Origin of the sequence: Muriventricola aceti (assembly GCF_025567565.1) — a bacterium.
Lineage (GTDB): Bacteria > Bacillota > Clostridia > Oscillospirales > Oscillospiraceae > Lawsonibacter > Lawsonibacter aceti.
The window spans coordinates 25,388-41,758 of sequence record NZ_JAOQKF010000009.1; the positions used below are offsets into that span (position 1 = coordinate 25,388).

The 16,371-nt window shown below is 62.8% G+C and carries 24 protein-coding genes; 20 read left to right on the plus strand and 4 right to left on the minus strand.

Annotated elements, in window-relative coordinates; all coding sequences use genetic code 11:
* From OCV64_RS10580 to OCV64_RS10595, 4 genes are all read right to left on the minus strand, one after another.
* Positions 1-1,567 (minus strand): phospho-sugar mutase (locus OCV64_RS10580; RefSeq protein ID WP_262669962.1); only part of this gene is annotated, 1,567 nt, incomplete at its 3' end.
* A 93-nt stretch (positions 1,568-1,660) separates the two neighbouring features.
* Positions 1,661-2,503, minus strand: coding sequence for an RluA family pseudouridine synthase (locus tag OCV64_RS10585; protein WP_262669963.1), 843 nt, complete (start codon positions 2,501-2,503; stop codon positions 1,661-1,663).
* 47 nt (positions 2,504-2,550) lie between these two features.
* Positions 2,551-2,976 carry a hypothetical protein gene (locus tag OCV64_RS10590; RefSeq protein WP_147572339.1) on the minus strand — a complete coding sequence of 142 codons (426 nt, stop codon included), beginning with the start codon at positions 2,974-2,976 and terminating at the stop codon, positions 2,551-2,553.
* Positions 2,973-3,176, minus strand: coding sequence for a helix-turn-helix transcriptional regulator (locus tag OCV64_RS10595; RefSeq protein ID WP_147572340.1), 204 nt, complete (start codon positions 3,174-3,176; stop codon positions 2,973-2,975). Before OCV64_RS10595 ends, OCV64_RS10590 begins: the two co-directional genes overlap by 4 nt.
* A gap of 172 nt (positions 3,177-3,348) precedes the next feature.
* Here OCV64_RS10595 and OCV64_RS10600 point away from each other — a divergent pair, with 172 nt between their 5' ends.
* The 20 genes from OCV64_RS10600 (at position 3,349) to OCV64_RS10695 (ending at position 16,363) form a co-directional block, all read left to right on the plus strand.
* A complete protein-coding gene (locus OCV64_RS10600; RefSeq protein WP_147572341.1) occupies positions 3,349-3,642 on the plus strand; it encodes an XRE family transcriptional regulator in 294 nt (97 codons plus the stop codon).
* Positions 3,639-4,901, plus strand: coding sequence for a PBSX family phage terminase large subunit (locus OCV64_RS10605; protein WP_186852874.1), 1,263 nt, complete (start codon positions 3,639-3,641; stop codon positions 4,899-4,901). The genes OCV64_RS10600 and OCV64_RS10605 overlap by 4 nt, the downstream gene beginning before the upstream one ends.
* Positions 4,902-4,998: 97 nt before the next feature.
* The gene (locus OCV64_RS10610) at positions 4,999-6,138 is read left to right on the plus strand and encodes a phage portal protein (RefSeq protein WP_262669964.1); all 1,140 of its coding nucleotides are present in this window, start codon (positions 4,999-5,001) and stop codon (positions 6,136-6,138) included.
* The gene (locus OCV64_RS10615; RefSeq protein ID WP_262669965.1) at positions 6,135-7,067 is read left to right on the plus strand and encodes a hypothetical protein; all 933 of its coding nucleotides are present in this window, start codon (positions 6,135-6,137) and stop codon (positions 7,065-7,067) included. Before OCV64_RS10610 ends, OCV64_RS10615 begins: the two co-directional genes overlap by 4 nt.
* A gap of 56 nt (positions 7,068-7,123) precedes the next feature.
* Positions 7,124-7,510, plus strand: a complete 387-nt coding sequence (locus OCV64_RS10620; RefSeq protein ID WP_262669966.1) for a hypothetical protein — start codon at positions 7,124-7,126, stop codon at positions 7,508-7,510.
* A 21-nt stretch (positions 7,511-7,531) separates the two neighbouring features.
* Positions 7,532-8,545: a phage major capsid protein gene (locus tag OCV64_RS10625; protein WP_186852870.1), complete on the plus strand. Its 1,014-nt coding sequence runs from the start codon at positions 7,532-7,534 to the stop codon at positions 8,543-8,545.
* A 1-nt stretch (position 8,546) separates the two neighbouring features.
* Positions 8,547-8,897, plus strand: a complete 351-nt coding sequence (locus OCV64_RS10630; RefSeq protein ID WP_262669967.1) for a hypothetical protein — start codon at positions 8,547-8,549, stop codon at positions 8,895-8,897.
* Positions 8,894-9,214 (plus strand): hypothetical protein, encoded by a 321-nt coding sequence (locus OCV64_RS10635; RefSeq protein WP_262669968.1) that lies wholly within the window; start codon positions 8,894-8,896, stop codon positions 9,212-9,214. The genes OCV64_RS10630 and OCV64_RS10635 overlap by 4 nt, the downstream gene beginning before the upstream one ends.
* Positions 9,211-9,714, plus strand: a complete 504-nt coding sequence (locus OCV64_RS10640; protein ID WP_262669969.1) for a hypothetical protein — start codon at positions 9,211-9,213, stop codon at positions 9,712-9,714. The genes OCV64_RS10635 and OCV64_RS10640 overlap by 4 nt, the downstream gene beginning before the upstream one ends.
* On the plus strand, positions 9,711-10,769 hold the full coding sequence (locus OCV64_RS10645; protein ID WP_262669970.1) for a phage tail sheath C-terminal domain-containing protein: 1,059 nt from the start codon (positions 9,711-9,713) through the stop codon (positions 10,767-10,769). The genes OCV64_RS10640 and OCV64_RS10645 overlap by 4 nt, the downstream gene beginning before the upstream one ends.
* 51 nt (positions 10,770-10,820) lie before the next feature.
* The gene (locus OCV64_RS10650) at positions 10,821-11,210 is read left to right on the plus strand and encodes a hypothetical protein (protein WP_147572349.1); all 390 of its coding nucleotides are present in this window, start codon (positions 10,821-10,823) and stop codon (positions 11,208-11,210) included.
* Between the two features lie 2 nt (positions 11,211-11,212).
* Complete coding sequence (locus OCV64_RS10655) at positions 11,213-11,596, plus strand: hypothetical protein (protein WP_147572350.1); 384 nt, start codon at positions 11,213-11,215, stop codon at positions 11,594-11,596.
* On the plus strand, positions 11,590-11,844 hold the full coding sequence (locus OCV64_RS10660; protein WP_262669971.1) for an anaerobic ribonucleoside-triphosphate reductase: 255 nt from the start codon (positions 11,590-11,592) through the stop codon (positions 11,842-11,844). The genes OCV64_RS10655 and OCV64_RS10660 overlap by 7 nt, the downstream gene beginning before the upstream one ends.
* The gene (locus tag OCV64_RS10665; protein WP_262669972.1) at positions 11,841-12,407 is read left to right on the plus strand and encodes a hypothetical protein; all 567 of its coding nucleotides are present in this window, start codon (positions 11,841-11,843) and stop codon (positions 12,405-12,407) included. Before OCV64_RS10660 ends, OCV64_RS10665 begins: the two co-directional genes overlap by 4 nt.
* 41 nt (positions 12,408-12,448) lie before the next feature.
* Complete coding sequence (locus OCV64_RS10670; protein WP_262669973.1) at positions 12,449-13,021, plus strand: LysM peptidoglycan-binding domain-containing protein; 573 nt, start codon at positions 12,449-12,451, stop codon at positions 13,019-13,021.
* Positions 13,018-13,968: a hypothetical protein gene (locus tag OCV64_RS10675; RefSeq protein ID WP_147572352.1), complete on the plus strand. Its 951-nt coding sequence runs from the start codon at positions 13,018-13,020 to the stop codon at positions 13,966-13,968. Before OCV64_RS10670 ends, OCV64_RS10675 begins: the two co-directional genes overlap by 4 nt.
* A gap of 11 nt (positions 13,969-13,979) precedes the next feature.
* The gene (locus OCV64_RS10680) at positions 13,980-14,366 is read left to right on the plus strand and encodes a hypothetical protein (RefSeq protein WP_147572353.1); all 387 of its coding nucleotides are present in this window, start codon (positions 13,980-13,982) and stop codon (positions 14,364-14,366) included.
* Positions 14,367-14,376: 10 nt separating this feature from the next.
* Positions 14,377-14,751 carry a hypothetical protein gene (locus OCV64_RS10685; protein ID WP_147572354.1) on the plus strand — a complete coding sequence of 125 codons (375 nt, stop codon included), beginning with the start codon at positions 14,377-14,379 and terminating at the stop codon, positions 14,749-14,751.
* Complete coding sequence (locus OCV64_RS10690; RefSeq protein ID WP_262669974.1) at positions 14,745-15,803, plus strand: baseplate J/gp47 family protein; 1,059 nt, start codon at positions 14,745-14,747, stop codon at positions 15,801-15,803. Before OCV64_RS10685 ends, OCV64_RS10690 begins: the two co-directional genes overlap by 7 nt.
* The gene (locus OCV64_RS10695; RefSeq protein WP_147572355.1) at positions 15,800-16,363 is read left to right on the plus strand and encodes a DUF2313 domain-containing protein; all 564 of its coding nucleotides are present in this window, start codon (positions 15,800-15,802) and stop codon (positions 16,361-16,363) included. The genes OCV64_RS10690 and OCV64_RS10695 overlap by 4 nt, the downstream gene beginning before the upstream one ends.
* Positions 16,364-16,371: the final 8 nt, after the last annotated feature.

The window sequence follows — 16,371 nt, forward strand, 5'->3', positions numbered from 1 at the left end:
CATTGGAGCCGGACAGCTCCATAAAGGATTTGGAACCATCGGCCACAGCGACTACGGAGCCATCCTGGTAGTCCTTCTGCTCCTTTACCGCCACACCGGCAATTTCCACCGGGGGCTGGGAGCGCAAGGACGCCATGAGCGCGGCCATCTTCTTTAGCCCGTCCAATCCAGGCATGACCAGATTCAGGGTCTTTTCCCCGTAGCAGCCGTACTTTTGATAGAGCGCCTGGAGGGCATCATAGAGCGTCATGCCCTGAGAGGCGTACCAGGCCGCCATCTCGGTGAGCTCCACACTGGCGGACACAGCGTCCTTGTCCCGCACATAGTCACCCAGCATATAACCGTAGGACTCCTCGTAGGACATGATGACGCTGCCCTGGCCGCTTTCCTCCAGCTGGTCCTTCTTCTGGGCCAGGAACTTGAAGCCAGTGAAGGTGTCATAGCACTGAAGGCCGTTGACCTCGGCCACCTTACGGGCCATCTCGGTGGTGACGATGGTTTTCAGAGCTACGGGCTTGTCCGGCATCCTGCCTGTGCGGCGCTTGGCTCCGATCAGGTAGTCAAGCAGCAGTACGCCGGTCTGGTTGCCGGAAATGACCTTAAAGTTGCCGTCCCCGGTCCTGACCATGATGCCCACCCGGTCCGCGTCCGGGTCGGAGCCCAGGATAAAGTCCGCCCCATGCCGCTTCGCCAGCTCCACCGCCAGGGCAAAGCCCTCTGGGTTTTCCGGGTTGGGGGAGACCACGGTGGGGAAGTTCCCGTCCACCACCATCTGCTCCGGAACGCAGATGACGTGCTTCATGCCCAGACGGCGCAGGGCCTCGGGAATCAGTTGGTAGCCGGTGCCGTGGAAGGGGGTATACACCATTTTAAAGGTGTCCGCCACCTGCTCCACCACGGCTTTGTCATTGACCTGCTCCATGACGTTGGCCAGGAATTTCTCGTCAGTCTCCGCCCCCATGAGGACGATCTGGCCGCTGGCTACGGCCTGGTCGTAATCCATGGTTTTTACACAGGCAAACACGTCCAGCTCCTTCATCTTTTTGGCCACCTCGTCGGCGTGCCTGGGAGGGAGCTGGGCCCCATCCTCCCAGTAAACCTTATAGCCGTTATACTCCTTGGGGTTATGGCTGGCGGTGACATTGATGCCGGCGATGCAGCCATACTCCCGAACGGCAAAGGAAAGCTCCGGCGTGGGGCGGAGCGCCTGGAACAGACGGACAGGGACGCCGTTGGCGGCCATGACACAGGCGGCCTCTTTGGCAAAAATATCAGAATTGTTCCGGCAGTCAAAGCAGATCGCCACCCCCCGGGCGGCAGCTTGGGGCCCCTCCTCCAGAATCACCTGGGCAAAGGCCTGGGTGGCGTGGCGGATGACATGGACGTTCATCCGGTACAGTCCCACCCCCATGGTGCCCCGCAGGCCGGCGGTGCCAAAGGAGAGCTGATCGAAGAAACGGGATTCGATCTCCTTGGGGTCGTTCTGGATGGACTCCAGCTCCGCCTTCTCCGCGGCGGAGAGGGCGGGGCTGTGGAGCCACTCCTGGTATCTATCTTGATAGGACATAGAAAAATCCTCCTCTGGTGGTAAGATCAGGTTTCGCCCACAGTATAACACAGAAAAAGGGAAATTTCCAGCCGCATTTGGGGGAAAACACCTCTAATCAGAGAGCAGGGCGGCCATATCCCCTGGCATCGGGCGGGAGAAGGACAGAAGGCGGCCAGTCAGGGGGTGAAGGAAGGAGAGCTCCGCCGAATGAAGGGCCGGGCGAGAGATCAGCGTCCGGTCTTCCCTCCCATACAGGAAGTCCCCGGTAAGGGGGTGGCCGAGATAGGCCATGTGGACCCGAATCTGGTGGGTTCGGCCGGTATCCAGCTCCAGGCGGAGGAGGGAGCGGCCACTGTGGGCGGACAGCACTCGATAGCGCGTGCGGGCCGGCTTGCCGTCTGGGCGGACCATCTGCTCCACCAGAGACCCGTCCTTCGGCCCCAGAGGGGCGCTGATGAGGCCGGAGGGGGGCTCCGGCCTGCCTTCACAGACCGCCAGATAGGTCCGTCGGAATCCCTCTGCGTGGAGTTGGCGTTTCAGAATCTCCTGGGCATGAGGGTGTTTGGCCGCCACCAGCAGGCCGGAGGTGCCACGGTCCAGCCGATGGACCGGGTGAAAGTCCGCAGAATCTCCCTCCAAATCGTAATGCCAGAGTAAAAAATTACCCAGAGTATCATTATAATGCCCCGGACCGGGATGGACGGGGACACCGGGGGCCTTATTCACTACTATCAGGTCTTCATCCTCGTAGACGAGGTCCAAGGGGCCGGGGGCCGGGACAATGCCGCTGCGCCGCTCCAGGTCATCCAGCCGGACGGAGAGAAGCTGGCCCACCTGGGGGCGGGCATCAGTTTGAACCCGCTGTCCATCCAGAAGAATGCCGTCCGGCCACCACTTAATCCGGCGGACCACCGTGCCCGACAGTCCCAGCCGCTTTTTTAAAATAGTGTCCACTTTGCTCCCCTCCAGCTCCGGGGAAATGGACAACTCCAACCGGCGGCTCACAGCTTTTTGGTCCAGCGGTTCACATTGACCATGTAGAACACACAGTGGAGGGTGATGACGACCGCCACTAGAGCGGTGGGAAATCCGCTGCCCAGCACCAACGTAAGAAAAAATACCGCCCACAGAAGATATAACGTCCAGTACCAGCTGGAATAGGCCGCCTTTTCCCGGATGGATACGTTGCGTTCGTCACGCTCCGCTCGCTCAATCTCCTTCCGCTCCTCCGGGGTCCAGGTCCGGTCAAAGTGGGCCATGAGGAGCCGGCTGCCGGAGAGACCGCCCAAAGCCCCGGCCAGGCCAAAGCACAGCCCGCTGATAGGGGCCGTGAGGCGGTCCCCCAAAATAACCGCCGCTACGCCAAGTCCAACGGCGATCCCCAGACCGATCCCAGGGAAAAAATTTTTTGGTGGAAATTTTTTCATGGCTCATCCTCCTCAAACAAAAAGACTTCCTCGATGGTCAACCCAAAGTATTTGGAAATGCGGTGGGCCAGGAGAAGCGAGGCATTGTACCGGCCGTTCTCCAGGGAAATAATGGTCTGACGGGTGACGTCCACCTCGTCCGCCAGCTCCGCCTGAGAGATACGGCGCTCCTTCCGAAGCTCCGCGATGCGATTGGTCACCCAGACACCTCCTTTCGAGATGTAAAGCGCACTTTACAACAAGAAGTATAGCACACTTAACATTTTGTGTCAAGCTGACTTTACTATTTAGAAAAAATTTTCATTTTTGCTCCTGCATGGACGGGAAGATACAACTTTTGGGGCGGGAGGGCAGAGGGTGAGGAGGGATAGGGTGGCAAAGAAAAAGCTCCCTGGGAGGGAGGATATTTTAGAACGGATGTGGAAGCTGGCTAACGCCAGGGTGGAGGACGCGGTACGGCTGGCCTGCTGGCCGGAGGAGGAGCCGGGGCGGCTGGAGAAGTTGGAGCTGGACGGGCTCACCGAATTTAAGCGGGGGGCGAATGGGGTCATTGAGCTGAAGTTTACCGACCGGGCCAGATTGCTGGAGCTGCTGCTGGACGCGGCGGAACACAGCGGTCAGGAACAGGTGGATCGGTTCCTCCAGGCTATGGAGGGGCAGGAGTGAGAGAGCTGGTATTTTCCCCAAAACAACGGCGGGTGCTGACCTGGTGGCGGCCAGGATCTCCGGACCGGGACAGGCAAGCTATTCTTTGCGACGGGGCAGTACGAAGCGGCAAGACACTGTGTACTGGCCTGTCCTTTTTTTGCTGGGCCATGGTGTCCTTTCACCGGAAGAACTTTGCCCTGTGTGGCAAGACCATCCAGTCCATAGGCCGCAATCTGCTGGAGGAACTGCTGCCTCTGCTGGATGATATGGGATTCCGGTGCGAGAAAAGGACGTCCAAAAACCTGCTCACCGTCCGACTGGGGGGACGGGTCAACACCTTTTATCTGTTTGGAGGGCGGGACGAGGGTTCAGCGGCTTTGATCCAGGGGATTACGCTGGCGGGAGCCCTGCTAGATGAGGTGGCGCTCATGCCTCGGTCCTTTGTGGAGCAGGCTGTGGCCCGGTGCTCGGTGGCGGGCAGCAGACTGTGGTTCTCCTGCAACCCGGAGTCTCCAGCCCACTGGTTTTATCAGGAGTGGGTACGAAAGGCGGAGGAGAAGAAAGTCCTGCGCCTCCCTTTTTCTATGGAGGACAATCCTGGGCTGACCCCTGAGGTACGTGAGAGATACCGTACCATGTTTCAGGGGACCTTTTACCGGCGGTTCGTTCTGGGAGAGTGGGTAGCCGCCGAAGGGCTGGTCTACGACTTTCTGGACGAGAGCTTTTGGAAAGAGGCCCCGGAGAACGGATTGGAGCGGTGGCACATCTCTGTGGACTATGGTACGGCCAACCCCACCTCCATGGGGTTGTGGGGACAGCGAGATGGAGTCTGGTATCGGGTAAAGGAGTATTACTACAACTCAAGAGAGGAACACCGGCAAAAGACCGACGAGGAGTACGCCGACGACCTAACGGCTCTGGCGGGTGGACGGTCCATCCAGGGAGTAGTGGTAGACCCGGCTGCGGCCAGCTTCCTGGAAACTCTGCGCCGCAGGGGATGGCGGGTGCTGCCGGCTGACAACCGGGTCCTATCAGGTATTCGTCTCACCGCCAGGCTGCTAAAGGCCGGAAAGCTGGTCGTCTGCGCGGGATGCACGGCCGCCATCCGGGAGTTTTCCCTTTACCACTGGGACCCGGACTGCCAGGGGCGGGACCAGGTAAAAAAGGAGCACGACCACGCTATGGACGAAATCCGGTATTTCGCTGCCACGGTAGCCGCCCGAGAGGAGAGACGAGGCGGTCTCTACGCCGGAGTGGTAGAGCGGAGCGGGTTTTAAAGACATAGTTCTCCCTTATTTTTGCGGCGGAAGATCAGACCCTGATTACCAATAGAGGCTGGTACTCTCAGATAATCCATAGAAAGGAGCAAACAGCATGAAATGGTGGGAACGAAAGCGGCGGGAGCCTCCCGCCCCGGTGGTCCAGGTACGGCAGGGAAAGGGACAGCCCTTCGGGGCGCTGGACCGTTATGTGCCCCTGAGCTCCGGTGAGGTGGAGCTGTACCGGGCGATCCGGGAGGGGGTCCCCCTAGTGGACGCCGCCATCTGGAAGCTGGTACGGCTGTGTGGCGGGACGACTCCCCGGTGTGGAGACGGCAGGGCTCAGGCGGGCCTGGATCGCTTTTGGCGAACTGTGGACACGGGCTGGGGGCAGCGGGGCGTCCAATCCTTCTTGGACCGGTATCTGGACGACCTGTTCACCTGCGGCCACGGTCTGGGGGAGATGGTGCTGTCCGGCGACGGCAGGGATATCGCCGCCCTGCTCTGCGCCGATCCAGAGCAGGTAGAGGCGCGGCTGGGGGACAGCCCCATGGACTTCCTCCTGTGCCGAAGAGAGGCGGGGGCAGTCCGGGAGCTGCCCTGGCAGGAGCTGCTCCTGTTTACACCATTCCAACCCACAGGAGACGCCCCCTGCGGGGTATCCCTGCTGCGCTCCATGCCCTTTCTGGCAGGCATCCTGCTGAAGATTTTTCAGGCCACCGGCCAGAACTGGGAGCGGGCAGGTAACCTCCGCTTTGCGGTGGTATGCAGGCCGGGCCAGGGCGAGGAGGCCTTTGCCCAGGAGCGGTGCGGCCAGATCGTCCAGGAGTGGTCCTCCGCCATGGCCGCCGGCCGGGAGGGTCAGGTGCGTGACTTTGTAGCGGTGGGGGACGTGGACATCAAGGTCATCGGGGCGGACAGTCCGGTGCTGGACAGCCAAGTACCCGTGCGGCAGATTCTGGAACAATTAGTGGCCCGGACAGGCATCCCGCCCTTCATGCTGGGCCTGTCCTGGTCGGCCACGGAGCGGATGAGCGCCCAGCAGGCCGACCTGCTGACCAGTGAGATCACAGCCATCCGCCGGACGGTGGAGCCGGCCCTGCTCCGTGTGGCGGAGCTGTGGCTGCAGCTCCACGGCTTTGACGACCGGGTGGAGCTGGAGTGGGAGGACATCGACCTGCAGGATATGGTGGAAGAAGCTCGGGCCGAGCTGTACCGGGCCCAAGCGGACAAGTTGAGGGAGGAAATGGCATGAAGATCATAAAAGAGAGCCAGGGGGGGCAGGAAACAGAGGTGAGTCCGGAGGACCTGGCCCTGATCAACCAGCTGGCCCGCAAAGAGCTCAAGGCGGAGGAGGTGTACACCTTTTCCGTTCGACTGTGTGACGACCAGGTGGACCGGGACTTTGAGCGGTTTTCTCCACAGACTTTGGAGGAGCTGGCCGGACTGTTTGTGGGCAAGAGCGGAATTTTTGACCACCAGTGGTCCGCCCGGGGGCAGTCGGCCCGGATCTATAAGACGGAGGTGATCCGGGAGCCGGAAAAAATCACTCTGGCCGGGGACGGTTACTGCTGGCTGAAGGGCTACGCCTACATGGTGCGGACCGAGAGCGGCCGGGACCTGATCGCGGAGATCGAAGGGGGGATCAAGCGGGAGGTCAGCGTGGGCTGCGCCGTGGAGCGGGCGGTGTGTTCCATCTGCGGCGGGGACCTGCGGACTGGGGACTGCGGCCACCGGAAGGGCCAGGAATACGGCGGAAGGCTTTGTTTTGCCAATCTGGAAGGGGCGAGCGACGCCTATGAGTTTTCCTTCGTAGCGGTACCCGCCCAGCCCCTGGCCGGGGTGATCAAAGGGGCGGGGCGGCATACCAGCCTGAAGGAGCTGGTCCGTCAGGCCCCCGGCTGTGCCCTGGAGCTGGAGCGGCTGGAGGAGGAGGCTGAAACAGGGCGGCGCTATCTCTCCCGGCTACGGGAGGAGGTAGTCCGGCTTGGCATGCTAGCCCAGATAGGACTGGACCGGGACACCTTAAAAGGTGTGGCGGCCAAGCTGTCCTGGGAGGAGTTGCTGGCGATGGAAGATGGCTGCCGTCGCCGGGCGGCGGAGCGGTATCCGCTGCTCCCCCAGCTCCAATATCAGCAGGACCAGGCCCCAGAGCGGGACAGGGACAGGGCGTTTTTGATCTGAGGACAGCGGCGGGGGATTTGCCCCGCCCTGCCAAATAAACAGAGGAGGACATGAGGATGAGCAAATTTTCCTTTGAAGAGATGGGAGCGGTGACGGTCAGCTTTGCCGCCGACACCGGCGTGAAGGGCGGCCAGGTGGTCAAGGTGACAGAGGATGGCACAGTTGGTCCCTGCGCGGATGGGGACGCCTTCTGCGGCGTGGCTCTGGAGCCCAGAAATGGGGCCGCGGCCGTCCAGGTGAAGGGCTTTACAAAAGTGTCCCGCACTGGGCAGCTGAACCTGGGCTGGGTGGAGCTGGCGGCGGACGGGCAGGGAGGCGTAAAGGCGGCCGAAGCCCCTTCGGTGACTGTGGAAAGCGGAGCGGTCACACTGCCCTCCCCCGCCGGGGTCAGGGCCCTGGTGGTCAGCACGGCAGAGGACGGCACTGCTGTCCTCTGCCTGTAATTTGGAAAGGAGCGTGTGAGCATGGCGTTTTGTTACGATAATCTGAAGCTGGACAAAGGGATGTATCAGGAGGCGGGCAGTACCTTCACCCAGGTGCTAGAGCGCCAGGACCCCAGCGACCAGTACAAGGGAACCAGCCTGGAGGGGCTGGACGCTTTCCAGCGGCAGCTCAAGCGGTTTGATATCCGGGTAAAGGGAGCTGGCAGCGACGTAGTGGAAAAGTTTTTCCGAACCGCCGATTCCGCCGTCCTCTTTCCAGAGTACATCGCCCGGTCGGTCCGGCAGGGTATGGAGGAGAGCGACATTCTCCCCCACATCACCGCCGCTGTGACCCGTTTTGACGGCATGGACTACCGCTCCATCACTGCCGAGGCGGGAGGGGACAGTAAGGAGCTGCGCCACGTGGAGGAGGGCGCCTCCATCCCCGCCACCACAGTGCAGGTCCAGTCCAACCTGGTCCGGCTCCACAAGAGAGGACGGATGCTGGTAGCCAGCTATGAGGCGGTGCGCTATCAAAAGCTGGACCTGTTCTCGGTCACTCTGCGTCAGATGGGGGCCCACATCGCCCGGACACTGTTGGCCGACGGCGTGGAAGTGCTTATCCATGGGGACGGCAACGACAATGGGGCCGAGGCGGACCAGGTTAAGTCAACCGGCACTCTGACGTATGAGGACCTGGTGGACTTCTGGGCCAAATTTGACCCCTATGAGATGAACGCCCTGTTAGTGTCCGGGGATGTTATGGTCAAGCTGCTCAAGCTGACGGAGTTCCAGAACCCCCTTACCGGCCTGAATTTCCAGGGGACAGGCAAGCTGACCACCCCCCTGGGCGCCCAGCTGCTGCGTACCTCGGTCCTGCCTAGCGGCACCGCTATCGGGCTGGACAAGCGATTTGCCCTGGAGATGGTCCAGGGGAGCGACGTAATGGTGGAGTATGACAAGCTTATCGACCGGCAGCTAGAGCGGGCCGCCATCACCACGATCTGCGGCTTCGCCAAGATCTTCCAGGGAGCCAGCCGGGTACTGGAGGTGTGACATGACGGAGGAGATCATGGCTCTGTGCCGAGCCATGGGAGCCACCGAGGACCAGGAGGGGCTGTTGCTCCCCCTGGCTCAGGCCAGTGCGCAGGCTTTGGAGCGGCGGCTGAAGCCGGGGACCTCCCCCGGCTTGTGTGGTCCCGCCTTCCCTCTGGCTGCCGCCATGCTGGCGATGGATGGGCTGGAGCGGGCCGTGGGAAGCGGCCGAGTGTCCTCCTTCACCGCCGGAGAATTGTCCATCCGTATGGGGGGAACGGCCGGAGAGGGCGGCCTGACCGCTACGGCGGAACGGCTGCTGGCCCCCTGGCTGGGAGAGACCGGCTTTGCCTTTCGGGGGGTGCGGGGATGATGGAGCGGGAGTGGCGCTCCCTTCTGGCCATGTACGGCCAGGAGGTGACGCTGCGCTTGGAAGGGATGGAGGACCGGCCTCTGCGGGCTTTCCTCCAGCCAGTGCTGGACCGGGAGAGGGAGCAACGCCTCCCTTCTCCCCTGGGCCAGCGTCCGGAGGACCGGTATCTATATCTAGGACCTGCCGACATCCCGCTGGAGGCAGGGCGGAGCCAAGTGGAGTGGAAGGACCGGGCCTTTGAGGTGCAGTCGGCCCATCTGGTGGGGGACAGCCACTGGTGGGCCCTGCTGCGGCCCAGGGACAGGGAGGCAACATGAGCGGAGGACTGGAAAACATCCGGGAACAGATGGTGGATTACCTGAAAGAGCAGGGAGTTCAGGCATTCGCCGCCTGGCCCGCCGGGGAGCGCCCAGTTCAAGAAGGAGCACTGGTCGTGGTGTCCCTCCGGGGATGTCAGGCCGGTCCCGCCGGCTTTCAGCACTACCTGGGAGAGCGGTATGACGAGAGGACCGGCCTGTGGCAGGAGCTGTACGGCCGAAAGGCTGCCCTGACATTTGGACTGGACTTGTACGCCCCTCGGGGACAGGGGGATGGTGGCATTCAGACGGCCTTTGACCAGGTGGTCCAGGCTTTCGCACAGGGCGCTCCCCAGGGGCTGGCCGTTCAGGAGGTGGCCTGCGGAGAGACAGTCTACGACGGTCAGGCCAAGCGGATGAAGCGGCCAGCCCAAGTGGTATGCCAGGCCTATCTCTACGCCGCGGCCCAGCCCGGAGGGCTCTTTACCGACTTTGAACTGAGAGGTGGAATCAAACCATGAGCATAACAGTACATGAGCGTCCGGGGGTCTACTCCTCCTACGATGCCTCATCCCTGGTCAGCGGACGGGGAAGCGGACGGCTGGTGGGACTGGCGGCAGTCAATACCGTAGCCGCTCCCGGAGAGACGCATATTATCACCAGCTATGACAGGGCGGTGGCCGCCTTTGGCTCGCAAGGGGCGGAGGGCATGGCGGAGCTGATTCGGCTAGCCCTGAAAAACGGAGCCTCCGGTGTGGCCGCTGTGGCGACAGCGGACGAGGCGGGCTATAAGGCCGCCTTCGCGCAGCTGTCAGAGGTGGAGGATATCGCCGTAGTCCTCTGTGACAGCACCGACACAGAGATACAGAAGCTGCTGCTGGACAGCGTGAAAGCGGCCTCGGCGGACCACCGGGAGCGCCTTGCCCTGTTGGCTGGAGCCAAGGGGGAGAGTGTGGACGACCTGATCGACCGAGCAAAGGGACTGAACTCGGAGCGGGCGGTCCTGGTGGCCCCAGGTGGATTGGACCAGGAGGGAGAGGACATTTCCGGGCTGACCGTGGCGGCGGCGGTGGCTGGAGCCCTGGCGGGGGAATCGGATCCGGCAGTCCCTCTGGGCGGAGCGGAACTGCTTGGACTGTACGGCCTGGAGGGCCGCTATGGAGAAAAGGACCTGGACCGGCTTATCCTGGGGGGCGTTACCCCGGTAGAGCAGGTAGGCGGCACAGTCAGCGTGGTACGGGGTGTGACCACCCGGACTGCCACCGGGGCTGCGGCGGACCCCACCTGGCGGGACCTGGCCACCATTCGGGTGGTGGACGACGTGATCCCATCCCTGCGCCAAGCGCTGGCGGCCAAGTTTCGAAGAGCCAAAAACACACCCCAGAGCCGCGGCGCGATCCGAGCCCAGGTAGTGCTGGAGTTGGAGCAAAAGCTGTCCAGGGAGATTATCACCGGCTATGAGGATGTGGCGGTGAGCGCTGACCCTGAGGAGCCCACCCGATGCCTAGTGGACTTCTCCTTTACAGTGGCCCACGGTCTCAACCAAATCTGGCTGACCGCCCACATCACGGTATAATGGCCCCGCTGAAAAAAGACTGAGGCACAAGAGCGAGAAGGGGGTATTGATATGAGTATCGCTGGCTTTCCCACCAGCAGTGACATCTATCTGGAAGTGGATGGCACCCGGGTTGCGGTAGTCCAGAGTTACACCGCACGGGCTACCAAATCCAGCACCGCCGTGGAGGCCTTTGGGGAGTCGGAGCCGGTGGCCACCGTCCCCGGACAAGCCACCCACGTAGTAGAGCTGACTCGGTTGTACGCCACGGACGAGGCCGTCCGGGACGGCATTGACTTTTACAAGCTGTCCGGTTTCTCCCTGGTGATCTGTAAGCCGGATAAAAAAATCATCTACTCCGACTGCCAGTGGAGCGCCATTCAGGAGAGCGCCACTCTAGGCTCCATGGTGTTGGAGAAGGTAACCCTGGTAGCCTCCCGGCGCATCGAAACGGGGGTATAGGGGTGGACAGTTCTATTTTGGCACGGCAGGACCGTGTCCACCTAGATAACGGGATGGATTTGCGGCTATTGTCCGCTCTGGAGGTGCTCCAGGCCAGACGGGAGGCCGGGGAGCTGGCCTGTGAGGACCGGGAGCGGGCCCTGTGCTCCAACGCCTGCCTGCTGGCCCGGGCTCTGGAGCGGACAGAGAACCACACCCCCGTCTTTCCAGATGGACAGAGCGTGTTGGCCGGACTGACGGTGGAGGAGATCGGGGCGCTGGCCGCCCGGTGGGCCCAGCTGCGCCGCCGGTCCGATCCTGGGCTGGATGTGAGCCAAACGGAGTTGGAGGAACTAAAAAAAAACTTCGCGGGGCCCCCGCTGAACGGCTCCGATGGCGGGTGCTGAAGGAATTTCACGCCCTGCCCACCGAGGAGCGGGCCAGGGAGATGAAGGGAAGGGACTATCTCTGGTGCCTAGTCCATACTCTGCTGGACCGGGAGGATGAGCTGGAGCGTTTTTGCCCAGAGTGCAGGAGCCGGGGAGCGGAGGAGCGCTGCCCTGTGTGCGGCCGGCCGGCCTCCAGCTGGGCGGAGGGGAGCGTAAACACCTCCTTTGATATGGAGAAATTTGAACAGGGAGCTGGGAAGCCATGACCGACTATTTGGAAGAAGGGCCCGGCCAGGGGGAGGCGCTGCTCCAAGCGCTGGAGGCGATGGTCCTGTGGATCCCGGTCCCGGACGGCCGGACGGCGGAGGCGGATGGGGGCACCTCCCTCCCTGCCACGGATCTTTGTATACAGGGCAGTTTCGTTTCCCCGGCGGATCGGCGGGAGCCGGACCGGGAGGACGCCCCAGGTTCTTCCACCGGGGCGGAGGCCCCGCTCATCAGAGGGGGAAGGGAGGATGGGGAGGAAGCCCTCCCGCTGCTCTCCGTCCTCCTGGAGCGGGAACGGGCAGCGGCGGCCCTGAATGAAATCAGAACCGCCCAGGAGGCTTCCGGTATGCGCCGGTCCGGAGGAGGCCTAGAAGCTGGGCCTATCCCGCTCCACAGGCCATTTTCCCAAGTTGGCGGGCTGGGAATGGACCCAGACAGCCGAAGACCGGAGCCGGACTGGGCGAGAGAGGCGGAGAGTTCCTCCGGGCCGTCCATTCGGCAGATGGACCAGGCCTTTCGCCGGGACAGCCGCCGCTATGACGGGGGCTTTTTCCTCTATTGAGCGGGCAGTCAGGCCCGCCGCCACAGAAGGAGGTATGCAGAATGGACCTGTCACCCATGCGTTACAAGAGCTACACCTGGCCCCACAACCCCAGGGTGTACTCCATCGACTATGAGAGAAAGATGGCCGTTCACAAGACACCCTTCGGCCTGTTCCGCCTCCAGGACCTGGGGCGGACCAACCGGATCATGGAGGGGGAGGGGGAATTTGTGGGTCCGGACGCATACAGCCAGTTTGGGCAGTTGGCCAATATGTTCTACAACGGCGGTCCGGGACTGCTGATCCACCCGCTGTGGCAGGCGGCCAACGCCTATTTCGTGTCTTTGCGGCTGGAACAAGAGCCCCGGCCTGACTTTGTGCGCTATTCCTTCACCTTTTGGGAGGACGACAGTTGGTACGCCGGCCTGGCGGTCCGGCAGAACCAGGGCGGAGCGGGCGGCCAGACCGCCCAGGAGTGGGAGCCGTCCGCCGTCTACCACCGGGTGGTGTCGGGGGACACCCTGTGGGCGCTGGCGGGACAGTACGGCCTGTCCCTGGACGAGCTGGTAGCCCTCAATCCCCAGATCAAAAACCCGAATCTTATCCGGGTGGGCGAGGAGGTTCGAGTGCGGTGAGAGGCTATGTGACAGACTGGCGGGGCAGGGAGTGGCTGCTGCCCTATCCCACTCAGTGGGAGCTGGAGTATACTGCCGGGGTGCCCTGTGACAGCTTTACTTTTCGCTGTCCTTGGGAGATGGGGGGAGAGACCGCCCCTGGAGACTGGGTCCGCTTTTCCGCCCGGTACCAGGGAAAAGATATGTTCAACGGAGTGGTGGACGAGTGCCAGGTCACGCTGGACCAGGGAGGCTGCCAGCTGGAAATCAGCGGCCGGGGGCTGGCGGCCCTGCTGCTGGACAACGAGGCCATTGGGCAGGACTACGGCACCGCCACCCTGGCGGACATCCTCCGGGACCATGTGACGCCCTACGGCATCCAGACCGCTCCAGGGGCGGCGCTGCCCGCTGTAACCCGCTTCTCCGTGGCCACAGGAAGCAGTGAGTGGTCGGTGGTCTATGATTTCGCCCGCTATTACGGCGGCGTATGTCCCCGGTTTGACCGCCTGGGCCGTCTGGTCCTGTCTGGCTGGCAGGACAGCCAGGAGCGGCTCGTAGAGGATGGAACTCCGGTAACCACTCTGGTCCGCCGGGACCGGCGGTATGGGGTTCTATCCCGAGTGCTGGTCCGGGACCGGTGGTCCGGGGCGGTACAGCGGGTGGATAACGGGGATTTTCTGTCCCAGGGAGGCAGTGCTCGGAGAGTGCTGACTATGCCAGGCCGGAGCAACTATAAAACGATGCGGTACAACGGCCAGTTTCAGCTGGACCGGTCCGCCTCGGAACAGGAACGGGTGGAACTGACCATCGCCCAGCCCTTCTGCGCCTGGCCTGGAGACCTGGTCTCCATCCGGCGGAGCAAGTGGGACTGGAACGGGCGATACCGGGTACTCCAGTCTGCCACAGGGATGGGTATGGAGGGTGCATGGACCAGGCTGGAACTGGCGCTCCCGGATTTTGTGGTCTGAGGTGATGGAATATGTGGACATCGGAGCGGGGCCGCCTGCCCCAGAGCCAGGAGCCGGCGGCAGAGGTAGGCGTAGTCACGCTGGGAGGAGACCCTGCCGCCGTGGAGTTAGGCGGAGAGCGGCGGTGGCTGCCGGTCTGCGCCCCAGGCGGCTATTCCTGGCAGCCCGGCGCCGGGGACAAGGTGCTGGTACTCAAGGCGGGCGTGGAACGGGAGAGCCCCTATATCCTGGGAAAGATCCAGGAGAATGTTGAGGAGGCGGGACCGATCCGTCTGTTCGGCCCAGGCAGCGCCCTTGGGCTGGACCAGGGCAGAGTGGAGCTGGAGGGAACGGTCTATCTCAACGGCCAGACTCTGGAGGCATATATCCAAAAAATTGTGGCCGAGATGCTGGGGTGAGGAGGAAGATATGGAACGAAAGCTGATTGAGGGGGACTATGTGCCCGACGGGGCGGGAGGACTGACCACCCTCACCGGCAGCGAGGAGGTACTTGCCCGGGCGTTGTACAGGCTCACCGCCCGGCGGGGCGGGCTGCCCTTTCTGCCTGAGCTGGGCAGCCGGCTCTACCAGGTGCCGCGGGAGAAGCCATCGGTCCGGCAGTCCTTGGCTGCCCGGTATGTGGCCCAGGCCTTAGAAGGAGAGCGGGAATTGAAGGTCAAAGACGTAGCCCTGGCACAGACAGGAGACAGAGCGGAGCTTCGGGTACAATTGGAATGGCAGGGTCAGCCGCTCTCCCTGGACCTGGAGCTGTCCCCCCGTGAAGCGGTGGAGGTGACATGGTGAAGACTGTGGAGGAGATCTATCAGGAGATGCTCTCCGCCTATGGAGAGAAGACAGGGGTGGCCCCGGCAGAGGGGTGTGATCTGTCCGCCCGCCTGTATGCCTGCGCCGCTCAGGTCTTTTCCCTTTATGTCCAGGCTAGCTGGGTGGCACGGCAGGCCTTTCCCCAGACGGCGGAGGGGGAGTATCTGGACCGCCACGCCCAGCTCCGGGGGCTGGAGCGGAAGGAGCCGGTGGCGGCGCGGGGCGTAGTCCGTTTTTCTGGCGAAATTTCAGAGAATACGGACCGGCCCATTCCAGCGGGGACGGTCTGTATGACAGCCGGCCTGATCCGCTTTGAAACGATCGAGGATGGTCTGCTAGCCGCTGGACAGGCCCACGTGGATGTCCCGGTCCAGGCTCTGGTCCCCGGCATTTCTGGGAATGTGGCAGCAGGAACCATCCTGTCCATGGCGGTAGCGCCCGCTGGAATATCCGCCTGCTCCAACCCGTCGCCCTGCCAAGGGGGAGTGGACCGGGAGGGGGATGAGCAGCTGCGTCAGCGGGTGCTGGATACCTTCCAGCGGCTGCCCAACGGGGCCAACGCCGCCTTTTATCAGCAGGGGGCCCTGTCCTTTGACCCGGTGGCGGCGGCAGTGGTAGTACCCAAGCCCAGGGGAACAGGGACGCTGGATGTGGTGGTGGCTACCCACCAGGGGCTTCCAGACCGGGACCTGTTGGATGAACTGGCCAAGTATTTTCAGCGCCGCCGAGAGATCGCTGTGGAGGTCCAGGTGCGGGCGCCCCAGACACAGGCTGTCCAGGTGGCCGTCCAGGTGGCGCCCCACTCCGAATACCGGGCGGAGCAGGTGTTGGAGGAAGTAGAAGACGCGGTCCGGGGCTGGTTTACCGGACAGCGCCTGGGGCAGGATGTATTGCTGGCCCAGTTGGGCAGCCTGATCTACGGCTGTGATGGCGTGGCAAACTACGCCATCCTCTCCCCCACCGCTGACGTGGATGTGGAGCAGGATGTGCTGCCCGTTCTGGATACCCTAACTGTGGAGGAGATGCCATGAGCCACAGCCAATACCTCCGAGATCTGCTGCGTCCCCTGGGAATCTATGACCTAGAGGCACCCTTCAACGGCGGTGAGCTGGATGCCCAGGGGGAGGCTCTGGACAGGGCTATGGCCGCCCTGGAGGAGATCCAGCGGGAGAGCAGCCTGACCACGGCAGAGAGCTGGGGACTGGAACAGGTGGCCCGGCTGTTTCTCCGGCGGCCAGTAGCCACCCAGCCCCGCCCGTTGGCAGATGCCTTGGCTGCACTGCTGCGCATCGGCGGGGACAGCTTTACCCTCGAGGCGATCAACGACACCATCCTGGGCTGCGGCATCCCCGCCAAAGTGGAGGAGCTGGGGGCCGCCGCGGTGGCGGTGTCCTTCCCCGGAGTGGCGGGAGAGCCCCCTGGCTTCGGGGAGCTGAAGCGGATCATTGAGGACATCCTTCCCCCTCACCTAGATATTCAGTACCACTTCTGGTATTTAACCTGGGCGGAGTTGGAGGATAAGTTCTCCTGTTGGCGGGATATCGAGGACCGGGACCTGACCTGGTCTGGTCTGGAGACTTGTGTAATATAGAAAAGGGG

Bases quoted from the DNA above. Each gene is read 5' to 3' on its own strand.
- OCV64_RS10590 (WP_147572339.1), bottom strand. From the start codon at position 2,976: ATGAAAAAATTTCCACCAAAAAATTTTTTCCCTGGGATCGGTCTGGGG.
- OCV64_RS10610 (WP_262669964.1), top strand. From the start codon at position 4,999: ATGAAATGGTGGGAACGAAAGCGGCGGGAGCCTCCCGCCCCGGTGGTC.
- OCV64_RS10615 (WP_262669965.1), top strand. From the start codon at position 6,135: ATGAAGATCATAAAAGAGAGCCAGGGGGGGCAGGAAACAGAGGTGAGT.
- OCV64_RS10620 (WP_262669966.1), top strand. From the start codon at position 7,124: ATGAGCAAATTTTCCTTTGAAGAGATGGGAGCGGTGACGGTCAGCTTT.
- OCV64_RS10625 (WP_186852870.1), top strand. From the start codon at position 7,532: ATGGCGTTTTGTTACGATAATCTGAAGCTGGACAAAGGGATGTATCAG.
- OCV64_RS10630 (WP_262669967.1), top strand. From the start codon at position 8,547: ATGACGGAGGAGATCATGGCTCTGTGCCGAGCCATGGGAGCCACCGAG.
- OCV64_RS10635 (WP_262669968.1), top strand. From the start codon at position 8,894: ATGATGGAGCGGGAGTGGCGCTCCCTTCTGGCCATGTACGGCCAGGAG.
- OCV64_RS10640 (WP_262669969.1), top strand. From the start codon at position 9,211: ATGAGCGGAGGACTGGAAAACATCCGGGAACAGATGGTGGATTACCTG.
- OCV64_RS10645 (WP_262669970.1), top strand. From the start codon at position 9,711: ATGAGCATAACAGTACATGAGCGTCCGGGGGTCTACTCCTCCTACGAT.
- OCV64_RS10650 (WP_147572349.1), top strand. From the start codon at position 10,821: ATGAGTATCGCTGGCTTTCCCACCAGCAGTGACATCTATCTGGAAGTG.
- OCV64_RS10665 (WP_262669972.1), top strand. From the start codon at position 11,841: ATGACCGACTATTTGGAAGAAGGGCCCGGCCAGGGGGAGGCGCTGCTC.
- OCV64_RS10670 (WP_262669973.1), top strand. From the start codon at position 12,449: ATGGACCTGTCACCCATGCGTTACAAGAGCTACACCTGGCCCCACAAC.
- OCV64_RS10680 (WP_147572353.1), top strand. From the start codon at position 13,980: ATGTGGACATCGGAGCGGGGCCGCCTGCCCCAGAGCCAGGAGCCGGCG.
- OCV64_RS10685 (WP_147572354.1), top strand. From the start codon at position 14,377: ATGGAACGAAAGCTGATTGAGGGGGACTATGTGCCCGACGGGGCGGGA.
- OCV64_RS10690 (WP_262669974.1), top strand. From the start codon at position 14,745: ATGGTGAAGACTGTGGAGGAGATCTATCAGGAGATGCTCTCCGCCTAT.
- OCV64_RS10695 (WP_147572355.1), top strand. From the start codon at position 15,800: ATGAGCCACAGCCAATACCTCCGAGATCTGCTGCGTCCCCTGGGAATC.